Source organism: Cytobacillus sp. FSL R5-0377 (assembly GCF_038004385.1).
Lineage (GTDB): Bacteria > Bacillota > Bacilli > Bacillales > Cytobacillaceae > Cytobacillus.
On the sequence record NZ_JBBORA010000001.1, the window covers coordinates 640,710 to 656,556 of the forward strand.

The following is a 15,847-nucleotide window of genomic DNA, read 5'->3' on the forward strand; positions in this document are numbered from 1 at the left end:
CCACGGGATGTGGCGTTTTAGTCTTTGTCCTTCTTTCGGGCCTTTACGGGCAGTTTGCCCCCCATTTAATACCCCTTTGATTCCACTGAGCCTTGAAGCGGTGGTCCTACTGCCCGTTAGACTGCGATAAATGAGGCTTCTTGCAGAAAAAGTCTAACACATTTACTGCAATCCTTTTACTGATAATTTTTACATAAAAAGCGAAAATAGTCATCTAAAGATGACTATTCGGTCTTCGGCGCGTACTTAATGGTAATATCCTGCCTGACGGATTTTGAAGGCGGCACCTTATACTCAATTTTTTCGCCGTTTACATAAATTTCTGTCTGCGTCGAATTTCCAACTACAATTGAAGCTTCGGTTTCCTTTGAAAAGTCAACCTTCTGGCTTTTCGTGCCATCCGCTGTCAGCATTCCCTGAAAGAGGGAATCCCCTTTGCCGTTCTTGATATTCACCCAAGTTTCTCCTGTAGACAAAACCTCCAGTTCAAACTTATCAGCATTTTTCAATTCATAAACCGTTTCATTTCCGCTGGATTGAACCACAGCAACCTCCTGCTTTGGAGCTTCCTCGGTTTCTTGGTCCTTGTCCTTTTCATTAACATCATTAGCATCTTTATCGGCAGATTCTTCTTTCTTTTCTGCTGATTCATCTTTTTTATTTTCTGCCAGGTTTTCTGACTCTTCAATAACTGTCTGTTCATCAGTCAGATCTGAGGGCTTCTCTTCCTTATCCGCCTGATCTTTCGCCCCCAGAAAATTGTATAGGACCGCAATGAGACCAACAATGAAAACTCCAATAAGAATCTTTGGTAGAATATCGAACAATTTTGAAGTCCTTCCCGAAAGATCCTTCCTGGATTGAACACGCGAAAGCTTTTCCGGAATATCATCATTCATCTGTGCTGGAATATCATTTTTATACTGTTCGAAAATTTCTTCCGGCTCTATTCCAACTGCTTCAGCATACTGTTTTATAAATGCCCTGACATAAAACTTTCCGGGCATCATGCTATAATCGCCCTCTTCAATTCCAACCAGATAGCGCTTTTGTATTTTTGTAACCTTTTGCAGATCGTCAAGGCTCATATCTTTAGCCAGCCGTGCTTCTTTTAATCGATTGCCTAATTCTGTCAATTTACAACACCTTCCAACTTACTAAAAATCAAAGCCTCCAAAATCTGATTCAGAGAACATGTTGTTCTTCTCAACCACATCATAGGTTATCTCTTCCTCAGGGTCGTGGCGAAGCTCAATAATATAATCAAAATCATTAAGAGAGTACTCAGTGTTTTGCACAAAAATATCCGGATGCTCCACTACTTTAACTGCTGGGAGGCGCATAATTTCCCTGACCAGCTGCCAGTGCCGTTCGTTGGCACGCCGGGTTGAGACAATTCCGTCTATTATGAACAAATTATTTTCATTATATTCATCCTCGATCAGCTGATTTCGTATCGTCTGCTTCAGCAGTGTGGATGATACAAATAGCCAGCGTTTGTTCGCACAGACACTTGAAGCGACTATGGATTCTGTTTTTCCAACCCTTGGCATTCCTCTGATCCCTATTAACTTGTGCCCTTCCTGCTTAAATAATTCAGCCATGAAATCCACTAAGAGCCCAAGCTCGTCCCTGACAAACCTAAAGGTTTTCTTATCGTCGGCATCCCTTTGAATATATCTTCCATGACGCACTGCAAGCCGGTCCCTCAGCTTAGGCTCCCTAAGCTTAATCACTTTAATTGTGTCCATCGTATTAAGAATGGACTTTAGGCGTTCAATCTGTTCATGGTCTTTAGCCAAAATCAGCAAGCCTCTGCGGCCTTCATCCACGCCATTAATCGTGACAATGTTAATGGATAGCATACCCAGCAGGGAAGAAATGTCACCAAGCAAGCCGGGACGATTTTTTTGGATTTCATACTCCAAATACCATTCTGTTTTCTCCACCGGAAAACCTCCTCCTGCATGATGCGCTTACAAGCGCATTTTATATATAAATGAACTTTTTTTGTATGTAAAATTTTATTAAACTTATCCTAAATTTTCATCTAGATTCTATAATATATGATTTTTTGCCAATATGAAAGGAAAAACCCGTTTGGCCGGGGAGGAAATGTTTTGGGGTAAAAATCGAAAAGAGAGGCCAAGCCTCTCTTTTCCCTGATTTCTATAATTTTCTTAGCGAGTACCGTCGTTTTGAACTAGCTTTACCATCATATTGGCAATCGCATGCTGCTCTTCAGGACTTGCTACAGACCAAAGATCAGCCAGGATTTTTTCCTGGTCATTCTTAGGCTCAACTTGCTTAGCTAAATAATCGCCGATTTGAAAAGCAAGGTCATTTACTGTTTCTTTATTCATTCCCTGATCCATTCCCTGATGAAGACGATCGCCAAGGAAATCTTTCCATTGCTGCCAGTTATCTAGTACAGACATGATTTTGCCTCCTTTAAATGTTGTACAATTATATTGTGCTTAGGAGCTGAATAAAATATGCATGCACATGGAAATGACTCTTAAAAATAAATGACACTTCTTTTAGCGATTTGCAGTTACGTATACCAGCCGCCGTTTACTGCCATGACCTGCCCGGTAATATACGAGGCCTTATCTGAAAGAAGAAAGGCAATGGCGTTGGCTATATCAGCAGGCAAGGCAAGCCTGCCCATAGGAATTTCACTTTTTACAGTTTCAAGCTCTTCTTCAGTAAAATCATTCAGCATGGCTGTCTCAACTGCACCAGGGGCTATAGCATTAACCCTCACCCCGTTCAGGGCAACCTCCTTGCTTAAAGATTTTGCAAAAGCAATTTGTGCACCCTTTGCAGCTGAGTAAGCAACTTCACAAGCAGCACCTGTTTGGCCCCATATTGAGGAAACCACTATAATATTTCCGCTCCCCTTTGACAAAAGTTTTGGCAGAAGCTCTTTGGTCAAAAGAAGCGGCGAGTTCACATGAAGGTTCATTAGAGCTTCCAATTCGGTTTGATTTATTTCAGTAAGTAGTCCATATTGAGCGGTTCCGCTATTATGGATAATGGCATCAAGCGAAAATATGTTAGAGCTAATTTTTTTATAACCGCCTGGCACAGAAAGGTCTGCCTGGATCGGAATATATTCTCCGCCAATCCTTTGCAGGCGGTCGAGGAGCCTGTTGATCTCCTCTTTATTTTGATTGTAATGCAAATAAAGCGAATAGCCTTCTTCTGCCAGTTTGACGCTGACTGCCTGGCCGATTCCTCCGCTTGCTCCAGTTACTAATGCAAATTTCCTCATTTCAATTCCTCCCGAAAAAAGCAAAGCGCCATTTAATGGCGCTCTGCAGCAACTGCTTCTTATTTCTTAGGGACAACCTGGCAAACCGTAAACCTTTCTTCGCTTATTAAGTTTCCAGCCGCATTTTCCACATCCTCAAGCGTGATGCTTTCAAGGGTCGGCACAACATCGAATAAATCCATATCATTAAAAGCATACCGGGTAAATTGGTTGGCGATATATTCCGGTGAATTGACAGCCCGCAGGAATGCACCTATTTTCTTCTTCTTTGTCCGATCAAGTGTTTCCTGTGAAATTGCTCCCTTTTCCCTTGAATCGAGCAGCATCTTTTGCAGCGTTTCAGCCAAACGGTCAGGATTATTTGTGTCTCCGCCTACCATGGCAAAGCCAAAGCCCTGCTCCTGTGTATAATCATAGGAGAATGTGTCATCAATTAACCCTTCATTATACAGTGTGCTGTAATGCTCAGAACTTTTACCAAATAAAATATCCAGCAGCACATTCAGACTCAGTTCATTTAAAAGCATTTCTTTGCCAGACTGATTTGCCGTACTGCTCTTGATCCCAACCAGGCACTTAGAGGTCTGGACATTCATCTCTAGAACTTTTTTCTTTTCAGCCGTTTCAGGCGGCTCTTCCTCGAATTGGCGTTTGATTTCCGGCATCTCTTTATAATCCTTTTTGCTTTGATTATTCTTCACCTGAGACATAATCTGATCCGGATCAACTGGTCCAACGATGAACAGCAGCATGTTGCTTGGGTGGTAGAACGTTTCATAGCATTCATACAGCATATCTTTTGTGATATCGGAAATGGACTCAATCGTACCTGCGATATCGATTTTAACAGGATGGTTTTTGAACATATTTTCTATTAATCCAAAATATAAGCGCCAGTCAGGATTGTCATCATACATGGTGATTTCCTGGCCAATGATGCCTTTCTCTTTTTCAACAGTCTTCTCTGTAAAATATGGGTCCTGCACAAAATCTATAAGCGTTTCAAGATTCAACTCTACATTTGACGTGCTGGAAAATAGATAAGCTGTCCTTGTAAAAGATGTAAAAGCATTAGCTGATGCTCCCTGCTTGCTGAATTGCTGAAACACATCACCGTCCTCTTTTTCAAAGAGCTTATGCTCCAAAAAATGAGCAATCCCATCCGGAACCTTTATAAACTCCTCTTTTCCGGGGGGCAGGAAATGGTTGTCAATTGATCCGTACTTTGTCGTAAAGGTGGCATAGGTCTTGTTAAATCCCTTTTTCGGCAAAATATATACATCGAGACCATTATCAAGCTTTTCATAATACAATGCTTCCTGAAGCTGGTCGAAAGTGATTTTTTCCATTACTTGCCTGCCTCCTTTCCTGTCAGAAAATACACAGTATCCAAACTGACCTTCTTGGCTGTTAGGGCAATTTCCTCTTTTGTTACCTTATCCATTTCATCCATCCAGGTTTGAAGGGTAATTTCTTTTCCTGAAACAACATTATGGTAAAGGACTTCGACAATCCCGCGTGCTGTATCAACAGTCTCCAGAAGCTGATTTTTAATCACTGCTTTGGTCTGTTCCATTTCCTGTTCAGTAAAGTCACCGTTTTGCATGGCTTCCAGTTGTTCTTTAATGATACTCACTGCCTGATCATAGTTATTGTTATCGATCCCTGACATTACCATCATTAATCCTTTATGGCTTTCCAGACGGCTGGCTACGTAGTAAGCGAGACTGGCTTTTTCCCTGACGTTCAAAAACAGTTTTGAGTGAGAAAAACCACCGAAGATTCCATTGAATACCTGAAGAGCATAATATTCCGGGTCACCGTAAACGACATTTGTCCGGTAGCCGATATTTAGTTTCCCCTGCTTCACATCCTGTTCTTCCCTGACTTCGTTTACAGATTCCTTGGTATTAACAGGGGATGAAGGGGCTGCCTGTGGTGTTCTCTTCTCAAAAGTTAAAAGTTCACCTGCATAGGCTTCGGCATCTGCCTCTTCCACATCACCAATAACATATAAATCGAGTTCATCCTGCGCCAAGGCCTGCTGATAATATTCATAGAGGCTTTGAGGAGTGATATTGTCCACATCATCCTTCTCGCCATGCACATGCAGAGCATATGGCTCATTTTTGCACATTTCCTGAACCAGCCGAAAATTGGAATAGCGCATTTTATCATCGTAAACGGATTGAATTCTCTGTTTAAGCGTCCTTTTTTCTTTTTCAACGGTATCCGGGTCAAAAGCGCCTTCATGCACATTTGGCTTTGTCAAGATTTCCGCTAAAAATTGGAACGCTTTTTTCAAAAGAGGAGTTGGATCTGAAAGAAATTTTTCGTTTGCAATTTCAACTGAAATGGTAATGACATGATACTCGCCCTTTTTGGCCAGATCTACGAAAAGCGTTGCACCATATAATTCATCAAGGTATGCGCGCAGTTTTCCAGTCGCAGGGTAGGACGAGCTGCTGCTCTGCAATACATGAGGCAAAAGGGATCTTAATGTAACAGTACTCTTTTCCAGCGGGGCTTTCATTTTCCAAACCAGGGTATTGGTTTTATATTTCTCTGTTTTAACCACGTGAAGCTTATAGCCATTCATGGGTTTTACGGATTCAGAGATTACGGCCATGTCTTTTCCTCCTGTCAGTTAATTAATGAGTCCAAAGTTCATTCAATAGTAAAAAGAGGGAACATCCCCTATATGTAAACACTTTGCTGCTATCTTCTATAATATCCTTTGTAATAAATCATATTCTTACTATACCTTGCCCTATTTCTTTATTTCAAGTTATTGGCTGTATTGGAAGGTTTATATATATATGATAAGCGCTAGCGGCTTGTACATGAGTGAGCGAACTCCCACAATAAATCTGAGCAAAAAAACCCCATTTCCGAGAAGAAATGAGGCTTTGCTTTTTAACGCTTTCCTTTTATATAAGGAGTACCAGATGCTTTTGGAGCATCGGCACGTCCGATGAAACCTGTTAATGCCAGAATCGTTAATACATATGGTGCAATGAGAAGATATACATTTGGAATATTCTCAAGGAATGGAAGGCTGGAGCCGATGATGCTCAAGCTTTGCGCAAATCCGAAGAATAAAGCCGCACCCATAACACCAAGCGGATGCCACTTACCAAAGATCAATGCCGCCAGAGCCATAAAGCCCTGTCCGCTGATGGTCGCATGCCCGAAATCTGAAGAAATCGATTGTGCGTACACCCCGCCGCCTATTCCTGCAAGTGCTCCGGAGATTAATACCCCAATATATCTCATCCTTGTTACATTGATACCCATTGTATCGGCAGCCATTGGATGTTCACCAACCGCCCGAAGCCTTAGCCCGAATGGGGTTTTAAACATCACAAACCAGGCCAGGAATGCAACGGCGATGGCAGCGAATGACGTATAATACGTGTTTGAAAAAAACAACTTGCCGATAACAGGTATGTCACTCAAAAATGGGATATCCACTTTGCTGAATCCTTTTTGAATGATATCTGTCTGCCCTTTTCCATAAATGTATTTAACCAGGAACAGTGCTGCACCAATTGCAAGAAGGTTAATCGCAACCCCTGACACAACCTGGTCTGCTCTAAACGTAATAGAAGCAACAGCATGCAGGATGGATAGTAAAGCGCCCACAACCATAGCTGCAAGTAATGCAACCCACGGAGTCATACTGCCAAATACATCAACAAATGTCAGGTTAAAAACAATGGCAGTGAATGCTCCAATTACCATCAAGCCCTCTAAACCGATATTTACAACACCGGAGCTTTCTGAAAAGTTTCCGCCCAAACCAGTGAATATAAGCGGGGCTGCCCAAAGCAAGGTTGATGGAATAATAATTAATAAGATCTCCATTAAGCCCACTTACTTCACCCCCTTTTTGCTGATACGGTCAATTAAGATGCGAATCATATAACTTGCTGCAACAAAGAAAACAATAAGAGCAATGATAATATCAACCAGTTCATTTGGAACTCCAGCCTCAAGCGGCATGTTCAAGGCGCCAACCTTCAAGCTTCCGAATAGCAATGCTGCAAAAATAATTCCAATTGGGCCATTGCCGCCTAATAATGCTACCGCAATACCATCAAAGCCTACTCCGGTAAATCCGCCCTTAATAGCTGCATAGCCGAATGTCCCCAACGCTTCCATCGCACCCGCAAGACCTGCAAATGCTCCTGAGATTACCATTGACAGGATGATATTTCTGCTGACACTCATGCCTGCATATTCAGATGCATGCTGGTTAAAGCCTACAGCGCGCAATTCGTAACCCTTTGTTGTTTTTTCCAAAAGGAACCACATAATAAACACACAAGCTAAAGCAATTAAAATTCCCCAGTGCAGACGGGAATAATCAGTTAATCCCTCTAGAAACGGGGAACGCAATGATGCAGATTCTGCAATCATTTCTGTCCGGTCACTTTTTTCTGAAAGAACCGTACGGATAATATAGTTCGTTACATGCAAGGCCACATAGTTCATCATAATCGTGACAATTACTTCATGCACTTTAAACTTGGCTTTCAAAAGGCCCGGTATGAATGCCCACAGCGCACCAGCCGCAGCTGCTGCGAGAACCGCAAGCGGCAGATGAATGAATTTTGGAAGTTCAAATGCAACCCCTACCCAAACAGCTGCAAGCCACCCGACGATCAGCTGTCCTTCAACACCGATGTTAAATAAGCCAGTACGGAAAGCAAATGCAACCGCCAAACCGGCAAGAATATAAGGAGTCACCTGTCTGATTACTTCACCAGTGTAGTAGATTTCTCCGAAAGCACCGTTCCATAGGGCAATAAATGCAGATCCGGCATTATACCCTGTTGCTATCATAATGATTGTCCCTACTAATACCCCGAGGAGAACGGCAACTAGAGGTACGACAATATTCTTCATGCGATTAGACATGGTTTTCGCCACCCGCTTCCTTCCGTTTAGAACCGGCCATCAATAAACCTAATTCTTGTTCTGTTGTTTGTGTCGGGTCAACTACCGCTACAATTTCACCCTCATAAATAACAGCAATCCGGTCGCTGACATTCATAATTTCATCTAATTCAAATGAAATAAGCAGCACTGCTTTCCCCTGGTCGCGCTGTTCAATCAGACGCCTGTGAATATATTCAATTGCACCAACGTCAAGGCCACGTGTCGGCTGAGCAGCAATCAGAAGATCCGGATTGCGGTCAATTTCACGCCCGATTATGGCTTTTTGCTGATTACCGCCGGAAAGTGCCCTGGCAAGAGTAAATTCACTCGGAGTTCTGACATCGAATTCTTTTATCAGCTTTTTTGCTTTGCTGTATATTTCTTTAAAGTTGAGAACTCCCTTATTAGAGAATGGAGCTTTATAATAAGATTGCAAAACCATATTTTCTCCGATAGGAAAATCGAGAACTAGTCCATGTTTATGGCGGTCCTGAGGAATATGCCCTACACCTGTCTCCGTAACTTTACGAGGAGGCATATTCGCGATTTCTTTGCCATTCAATTTAATTGAACCGCTTTCAGACTTCCTCAAACCGGTAATCGCTTCAATTAACTCTGACTGTCCATTTCCGTCTACACCGGCAATACCGACAATTTCACCTGCGCGCACATTAAGGTTTAGATTATTAACTACACCCAGTCCCCGTGAATCTTTCACATTTAATCCTTGAATCTCAAGCACCTGATCCTGCGGGTTAGAGTCTGATTTATCTGTTTTAAAAGTAACTTCCCTTCCCACCATTAAGCTGGCAAGTTCATTCGGGTTGGTTTCAGTGACATTTACTGTTCCAATTCCAACTCCTTTGCGGATAACTGTTACCCGATCACACACTTCCATTATTTCTTTCAGCTTGTGAGTGATCAGAATAATAGATTTGCCTTCCTGAATCAGCGTTTTCATAATTTGGATTAACTCTTTAATTTCCTGCGGAGTCAGAACAGCAGTAGGTTCATCAAAAATAAGGATTTCAGCACCCCGATAGAGAGTCTTTAAGATCTCCACCCGCTGCTGCATTCCTACTGAAATATCTGAAATTTTAGCCTGAGGGTCAACAGCAAGTCCATATCGCTCGGATATCTCCCTCACTTCTTTTTCAGCCTTTTTAATATCTATTTTTCCGCCTTTGGTTGTTTCTTTTCCTAGAATAATATTTTCAGTGACAGTGAAACGGTCTACAAGCATGAAATGCTGGTGGACCATACCGATGCCCAACTCGTTTGCTATATTAGGATCTGTGATGCGCACCGGTTTTCCTTTAACTTTGATTTCACCCTTTTCAGGCTGATATAGGCCAAAAAGGACGTTCATCAACGTTGACTTGCCTGCACCATTTTCGCCAAGCAGCGCATGAATTTCACCTGGTTTCAGCTGAAGCGTGATATTATCATTCGCAACGATTCCAGGAAACTCCTTGCGAATGTTGAGCATTTCAATAATATAATCCATTCGTTTCACTCCTTGCTCAAAATATAAGGAAATCATTAGTAGTAAGAGGTCAGACCTTGGGATTTCTTAGAAAAACCCGGCCGAAAGGCCAAGCTCCTAAATAATATAAAAAATAATTAATGCATTAAAAATCTAAGTGAAATACAGAATCTGTTCTGTCCTTCAATTAAACTTTTAATTTCTATAAAAAAGGAATAAGAGGCCGCAGTGCAACCTGCTTATTCCTTAATTTTATTTATTCAACTGAGAAAGAAGCCAGTTCATCTTTTGAAGATGGAACAGTCAGGTCACCATTCTTAATCTTGTCCTGCCATTCTTTAACTGCACCTTCAATTTCTGCTTTTGTAGATACTTCAGGGTTGATAGGAGCAAGGCCTACACCATCTTCAGCCAATCCGTAAGTAGTTGTTTCTCCGCCAGGGAAATTGCCGTCTTTAGCTTTAGTAGAAAGGTCCTTAACAGCATTATCTACACGCTTTAGAGCAGATGTAAGAATTACATTGTGCTCTTTCCCATCGATTTCAACTACACCTTCAGCTGTCTGATCTGAGTCAACACCAATTGCCCAAATTTCTCTTGCCGGGTCTTTCTTTTTAAGGTCACGAGCTTCCTTGAAAAGACCGTTCCCAGTTCCGCCGGCAGCGTGGAAGATTACATCTACGCCAGAAGAGTACATTTTAGAAGCAATTGTCTGACCTAATTCAGCTTTATCAAATGCTCCAGCATATTGTACTTCTACTTTAATATCAGGGTTTACCGCTTGAACACCAGCAAGGAAACCAGATTCAAAACGCTCGATTACCGGAATTTCCATACCGCCGATGAAACCAATTTTGTTTTCTTTAGTTGCATTTGCTGCAGCTACACCTGCAAGGAAAGCAGCTTCCTGCTCTTTAAACATAATGCTTGCTACGTTCGGCTGATCTACGACCGCGTCAACGATACCGAAATGAGAATCTTTTTGCTGCTGGGCAATCTCATTGATTGCACCTTCCATTAAGAAACCGATTCCAAAAACAAGATCAAAGTCCTGACGTGCTAATGTATTCAGGTTTGTAGAATAGTCAGCATCTGACTGCGATTGAAGATAGTCAAATCCGCCTTTTCCTTTTTCAAGTTCATTTTCTTCACCAAATGCTTTTAAACCTTCCCAAGCAGATTGGTTAAATGATTTATCATCTACACCGCCGACATCTGTTACCATCGCTACAGAGAATGCTTTTTCTTTATCGTCTCCGCCAGCTGTTTCTCCGCCTTTTTCCTCACTTTTGCCGCAAGCACCCAGAATTGTTCCAGCAGCAAGAACTAAAGATAGCGCCAATCCAAATTTACGCTTTTTCAAGGTTGGTACCCCCTAAGAAATTGTTTTTGCATTAGCGGAATGAATGATTGTATTTTCACGCATCCTCAAAAGCTAGATTCTTTTTCTGAGGACATGGAAACTGAACTTATCAGCTCTGAAATAATTGACCGAATATAGAATCGGAGTATCCGCTTCATCGAAATGCATCTGCTTAAGTACAAGCAGTGCAGTTTCCGGGTCACATTCCAGAATAGGCGAAATTTTCTCGTGATAGCCAATAGGCTCGATTTGGGCAACAGCATAAGTGATTTTCCGGTTAGCCTCTTCTTCAAGCATGTTGAAAATCGACTCCTGCTCGTGGGAAAATGTGTCCGGGAGAATATTCTCAGGAACTTTATCCACACAATAAACGACCGGTTCACCATTTGCCGTTCTAACCCGCTCAATCACAGCAATTTCCTGGTCTGAAGCACATGAGAATCTGCGGATATCATCTTCTGTAGGTCCCATTGTTACAGAACTCAAGAAAACGGTTCCAGGCTTCATCCCTGCCTGTAAAATCATATTTGTGACACTATTAAGCTGTTCGATGCCGGATGTAAATAGCGGCTTTGCATTGACAAAGGTGCCTACACCATGACGGCGGATGATGACGTTTTCTTCTTCAAGAATGCGCAGCGCCTCCCGCAGTGTAGCTCTGCTGACACCAAGCTGTTTGGCAAGATCAAATTCGGAAGGAAGTTTTTCTTTTTCTTTATACACTCCATCTTCAATGTCTTGTTTTAATCGATCGATGACTTGCAAATATAAATGCCGGTTATCTGACTTAATAGACATGCAGGGTTCCTCCAACTTCAGTTCTCAAGACATCAGACCTCTGATGTTCAATCATTCCTACTAATCGAAAATACTATAACACTTTTTACCCAATAAAGAAATAGAAATTTATCAATTTGTCGAAAAAAGGTGAAAAGAACAAAAATGTTTATGAATCCCTCTGTACCAATTCTTTTTTTCTGGTATAATACCATATTGAAAACGGTTACATTTACTCCCCATCCATAAATGCACCTCTCAATTAATACTATTTCATGATGAGATGAAAGTACCATACCTCTTTCATTTTATGTAAGCGCTTTTAGTAGTATGGCTTATTCAAGTATATTTTTTATTGTCCTCGTTTTTCAGGCAAGTAAGTTCTTTATACATAAAAAAAATGGCCGTCCGGAGACTGGCCATTTTTTAATATGTCATACTTATAAATTTTAAGAGCTTGCTTCTTCCGAAGGCTTGCCCTGCAGCACAGCCCTTGGCTTACTGCCTTCATAGGGTCCGACAATGCCCCTTGCTTCCATTTCATCAATAAGCCTTGCCGCTCTCGTATAACCTATCCTGAATCTTCTCTGAAGCATGGATACAGATGCCGTCTGCATTTCCAATATTAATTCAACGGCTTCTTCATATAGATCATCATCCACTTCACCTGCAGCTTCCGGGATATCCTCCGGAATCATTTCTTCCTGATATTGCGCCTTTTGCTGGCCAATAACGAAGTCCACTATTTCTTCAACTTCTTCGTCTGACAGAAAGGCACCCTGTACACGGACTGGCTTGGAAGCACCTACAGGCAGAAAGAGCATATCTCCTCTTCCTAGAAGTTTTTCCGCTCCTCCCATATCCAGGATAGTTCTTGAATCAGTCATCGATGAAACAGCAAACGCTATCCTTGAAGGAATATTTGCCTTAATTACACCTGTGATAACATCCACTGACGGACGCTGGGTTGCGATGATTAAATGAATGCCTGCTGCCCGTGCCATTTGAGCAAGGCGCGTGATTGCATCCTCAACATCGGAGGATGCCACCATCATTAAGTCTGCAAGCTCGTCCACTATCACAACAATATACGGCAGGAGAGGCTGCTGTGCTTCCTCCTCGGCATTATGCCTCTTTACATACTCATTGTAGCCTTCGATATTCCTTGTGCCAGTATGGGAAAAGAGCTCATATCGCCTTTCCATTTCGCTGACGACTTTTTGAAGAGCCTGCGCCGCTTTCTTCGGATTTGTCACTACCGGCGCCAATAAGTGAGGCACCCCATTATAAACATTCAATTCAACCATTTTAGGGTCAATCATCATTAATTTTACTTCATGTGGTTTTGCCCTCATTAGAATGCTGGTAATAATTCCGTTAATACAAACACTCTTCCCGCTTCCTGTCGCGCCGGCAACAAGAAGATGGGGCATTTTGTTTAGTTCTGCCAGGACAGCTTCTCCGGTGATATCACGGCCAAGTCCGATCATAAGCTTGGAGTCCGGTCTGTCATTTTGTTTGGATTCAATTACTTCCCGCAGAGAAACCATTGCCACTTCAGAGTTAGGGACTTCAATCCCAATAGCTGATTTACCCGGGATTGGCGCTTCAATCCGGATATCCTTAGCTGCCAGCGCGAGTGCCAAATCATCATTCAGACTGACTATTTTGCTTACCTTAACCCCTACATCGGGATGTACCTCATATTTTGTAACAGCCGGTCCTAAATGAACCTGTGTCACCCTTGCTTTTACTCCAAAACTCTGAAATGTTCTTTCAAGCTTAGCAGCATTCGCGTGGATAAGCTCATATTCACCGCTTTGATCAGTTTGCCTTGGCAGTTTTAAGAGTCTGATAGGCGGCAGCTCGTAATCTTTATTTTCCACTTCTGTAAACGTGATTGGAGGTGCATTCTCATCCTCCGGCTCTGTGACTGCCTTTTCCTGTGGCTGATTAGAAGGTGCTTCGAGAACATCATCCTGATAAGCTCTTTCAGCAAAGCTTGAAATAATTGGTTCGGGAGCTGGCTCAGATAGCGCTTCAGCAGAATTATTGATTGTTATTACTGTTTCAGGTTCTTCTTCCTCCTGAGAATCCTGCTGTGCTTCCTCTCTTCTTGCCTGCCTCTCTTCTCGTCTTTCTCTGCCTTTTTGTATCCATTCTTTCATATCATCTATAAATGCAGTCCATTGTTTCTTGCAGAAATTCAGAATTGCGGCCATCATTTTCCCTGCAGCATCTCCGAATGTTTTTCCTGTAATAAGTACAAAGCCTATTATTATTAATAAAAAGGCTACAATTTTTGAACCTGCTTCATCAAAAAGATAATAAAAGAGAGCAAAAAAGATAGCTCCAAGCATTCCGCCCCCTAAGTCGGTTGTGCTTGTTTCACCCCTGACTTCCATCCGGAATAGTTCCCATGTATTGGCTATTACACTCGGATCATCAAACTTCCCTCCATTTGAGAGAAGCTGAAATAATGTTACATGACTCAACAGCAGAAGGGAGCTGATGATAAGATAAATACCGATTAGTTTAGTGTGGAATAAATAGGGAAGTGCCCTCTTCCACATCAGGTAACCTGAAAAGATAACGAGCCCAATGAGGCTAAGCATGTACCATTCTCCCATAAAGAACCGGAAAAAAAGTACCGTTGCATTGCCGACTGCTCCAAGCTTAGCAATTGATATTACCGCAAGTGCCAGTAAAATCAGGGCAATTAGTTCAAATTTCATCGTCCGTTTCAATGTTTCGTTCTTTTTAGACTTTCTTTTCTTTCTCTTGGCCATATTATCACCTTATCATTGTTCTTATTAACATCTTCATCAAAATTGCATTATGTAATACTTCAGGTCTGTTATGAAAGAAGAAGCAGCCATTTTTTGGCTGCTTCTAACGTTACTTTTATTATATCATAACGCTCCTTAATTAAGTTGTTTTTTGTAAGGAATTATCAGCTTAACTGCGTTAAAGTGATCATGGACCCGGGAGTACATCTTTCATCCATATAATGGGTAGGATCGCTGCTCATGATTCTTAAAATTCGGCACTCCTGTCCTGCATTCATTTCAACCAATAGAGGGATTCCTTCATATGAGACAATCTTCTGCCTGCCAAAATCGTCCTGCTCACTTTGATAAATGAGCTCTTGCGGCATCATTGTATAAAGGATCATTGTACAATCACTTCTTCTTTTGGTTTATTTATATCAATCAGCTCATTCAGCTTTGCAAGCGCAGGCCCGACCCCGCCTACTTCATCAATCAGTCCATATTCAACAGCATCCCTGCCGACCACATTCGTCCCAATATCCCTGGTCAGGTTGCCTTTATCAAACATAAGGTCTTTAAATTTTTGTTCGGAGATATTAGAATGCTTCGTTACAAAATTAATTACCCGATCCTGCATTTTATCCATATACTCAAACGTTTGCGGCACACCGATTACCAGTCCGGTCAGTCTGATAGGGTGAATGGTCATCGTAGCCGTCTCTGCAATAAAGGAATAATCGCATGATACCGCAATAGGCACACCGATGGAATGCCCTCCTCCGAGGACAATGGAGACTGTTGGCTTAGATAAAGAAGCAAGCATCTCTGATATTGCCAGCCCGGCTTCCACATCTCCGCCAACAGTATTCAAGATGACCAAAAGACCTTCTATTTTTGGGTTTTGCTCAATCGCTACGATCTGAGGAATTAAGTGCTCATATTTTGTCGTTTTATTTTGCGGCGGAAGCTGAAGATGCCCTTCGATCTGTCCAACAATGGTCAAGCAGTGAATTTTGGAATCCTGAGAAAGCTGCGGCACATTTGTTTGGCCAAGCTGCTGAATTTTCTCCATAAGGGCAGAAGGTTTATCCTCTTTCGTCTGTTCTTGCCCTTCACCGCTCTCATTGCGGTTATTTTTCATATCGTTTTCCATCCTTATTTCTCCCTTCAAGCAATATATTGTTAGTATGAACGCGAGATCATTTTTCATGCGCTAAATTGCGTGAGGG

At 42.0% G+C, this 15,847-nt stretch carries 14 protein-coding genes; all 14 read right to left on the bottom strand.

Going from position 1 to position 15,847, the window contains the following annotated elements:
* Positions 1-224 precede the first annotated feature (224 nt).
* The 14 genes from NSQ49_RS03155 to NSQ49_RS03220 all read right to left on the bottom strand — a co-directional run bounded on the left by NSQ49_RS03155 (position 225) and on the right by NSQ49_RS03220 (position 15,759).
* Complete coding sequence (locus NSQ49_RS03155) at positions 225-1,136, bottom strand: helix-turn-helix domain-containing protein (RefSeq protein WP_159862728.1); 912 nt, start codon at positions 1,134-1,136, stop codon at positions 225-227.
* Positions 1,137-1,157: 21 nt separating this feature from the next.
* Positions 1,158-1,949, bottom strand: coding sequence for a YmfK family protein (locus NSQ49_RS03160; protein WP_159862727.1), 792 nt, complete (start codon positions 1,947-1,949; stop codon positions 1,158-1,160).
* Between the two features lie 231 nt (positions 1,950-2,180).
* Positions 2,181-2,438 carry a DUF3243 domain-containing protein gene (locus tag NSQ49_RS03165; RefSeq protein WP_159862726.1) on the bottom strand — a complete coding sequence of 86 codons (258 nt, stop codon included), beginning with the start codon at positions 2,436-2,438 and terminating at the stop codon, positions 2,181-2,183.
* A gap of 116 nt (positions 2,439-2,554) precedes the next feature.
* The gene (gene ymfI / locus NSQ49_RS03170; protein WP_159862725.1) at positions 2,555-3,277 is read right to left on the bottom strand and encodes an elongation factor P 5-aminopentanone reductase; all 723 of its coding nucleotides are present in this window, start codon (positions 3,275-3,277) and stop codon (positions 2,555-2,557) included.
* Between the two features lie 59 nt (positions 3,278-3,336).
* Positions 3,337-4,626: an EF-P 5-aminopentanol modification-associated protein YfmH gene (gene yfmH / locus NSQ49_RS03175; RefSeq protein WP_251282844.1), complete on the bottom strand. Its 1,290-nt coding sequence runs from the start codon at positions 4,624-4,626 to the stop codon at positions 3,337-3,339.
* Entirely contained in the window at positions 4,626-5,906 is a 1,281-nt protein-coding gene (gene yfmF / locus NSQ49_RS03180; RefSeq protein ID WP_251282843.1) for an EF-P 5-aminopentanol modification-associated protein YfmF, read from the bottom strand. Before yfmF ends, yfmH begins: the two co-directional genes overlap by 1 nt.
* Before the next feature lie 287 nt (positions 5,907-6,193).
* A complete protein-coding gene (locus NSQ49_RS03185; RefSeq protein WP_159862722.1) occupies positions 6,194-7,153 on the bottom strand; it encodes an ABC transporter permease in 960 nt (319 codons plus the stop codon).
* Positions 7,154-8,200: an ABC transporter permease gene (locus NSQ49_RS03190; RefSeq protein ID WP_159862721.1), complete on the bottom strand. Its 1,047-nt coding sequence runs from the start codon at positions 8,198-8,200 to the stop codon at positions 7,154-7,156.
* Entirely contained in the window at positions 8,193-9,728 is a 1,536-nt protein-coding gene (locus NSQ49_RS03195) for an ABC transporter ATP-binding protein (RefSeq protein ID WP_251282842.1), read from the bottom strand. The genes NSQ49_RS03190 and NSQ49_RS03195 overlap by 8 nt, the downstream gene beginning before the upstream one ends.
* Before the next feature lie 235 nt (positions 9,729-9,963).
* Complete coding sequence (locus tag NSQ49_RS03200; protein ID WP_159862719.1) at positions 9,964-11,070, bottom strand: BMP family lipoprotein; 1,107 nt, start codon at positions 11,068-11,070, stop codon at positions 9,964-9,966.
* A gap of 72 nt (positions 11,071-11,142) precedes the next feature.
* Positions 11,143-11,868, bottom strand: coding sequence for a GntR family transcriptional regulator (locus NSQ49_RS03205; protein WP_159862718.1), 726 nt, complete (start codon positions 11,866-11,868; stop codon positions 11,143-11,145).
* Positions 11,869-12,296: 428 nt separating this feature from the next.
* Positions 12,297-14,636: a DNA translocase FtsK gene (locus NSQ49_RS03210; RefSeq protein WP_251282841.1), complete on the bottom strand. Its 2,340-nt coding sequence runs from the start codon at positions 14,634-14,636 to the stop codon at positions 12,297-12,299.
* A gap of 164 nt (positions 14,637-14,800) precedes the next feature.
* Positions 14,801-15,022, bottom strand: coding sequence for a YlzJ-like family protein (locus NSQ49_RS03215; protein WP_159862716.1), 222 nt, complete (start codon positions 15,020-15,022; stop codon positions 14,801-14,803).
* On the bottom strand, positions 15,019-15,759 hold the full coding sequence (locus NSQ49_RS03220) for a ClpP family protease (protein ID WP_159862758.1): 741 nt from the start codon (positions 15,757-15,759) through the stop codon (positions 15,019-15,021). The genes NSQ49_RS03215 and NSQ49_RS03220 overlap by 4 nt, the downstream gene beginning before the upstream one ends.
* Positions 15,760-15,847: the final 88 nt, after the last annotated feature.

Excerpts from the sequence above, each read along its gene's own strand:
- NSQ49_RS03190 (WP_159862721.1), bottom strand. The coding sequence starts at position 8,200 with ATGTCTAATCGCATGAAGAATATTGTCGTACCTCTAGTTGCCGTTCTC.
- NSQ49_RS03165 (WP_159862726.1), bottom strand. The coding sequence starts at position 2,438 with ATGTCTGTACTAGATAACTGGCAGCAATGGAAAGATTTCCTTGGCGAT.
- ymfI (WP_159862725.1), bottom strand. The coding sequence starts at position 3,277 with ATGAGGAAATTTGCATTAGTAACTGGAGCAAGCGGAGGAATCGGCCAG.
- yfmF (WP_251282843.1), bottom strand. The coding sequence starts at position 5,906 with ATGGCCGTAATCTCTGAATCCGTAAAACCCATGAATGGCTATAAGCTT.
- yfmH (WP_251282844.1), bottom strand. The coding sequence starts at position 4,626 with ATGGAAAAAATCACTTTCGACCAGCTTCAGGAAGCATTGTATTATGAA.
- NSQ49_RS03195 (WP_251282842.1), bottom strand. The coding sequence starts at position 9,728 with ATGGATTATATTATTGAAATGCTCAACATTCGCAAGGAGTTTCCTGGA.
- NSQ49_RS03210 (WP_251282841.1), bottom strand. The coding sequence starts at position 14,636 with ATGGCCAAGAGAAAGAAAAGAAAGTCTAAAAAGAACGAAACATTGAAA.
- NSQ49_RS03205 (WP_159862718.1), bottom strand. The coding sequence starts at position 11,868 with ATGTCTATTAAGTCAGATAACCGGCATTTATATTTGCAAGTCATCGAT.
- NSQ49_RS03215 (WP_159862716.1), bottom strand. The coding sequence starts at position 15,022 with ATGATCCTTTATACAATGATGCCGCAAGAGCTCATTTATCAAAGTGAG.
- NSQ49_RS03220 (WP_159862758.1), bottom strand. The coding sequence starts at position 15,759 with ATGAAAAATAACCGCAATGAGAGCGGTGAAGGGCAAGAACAGACGAAA.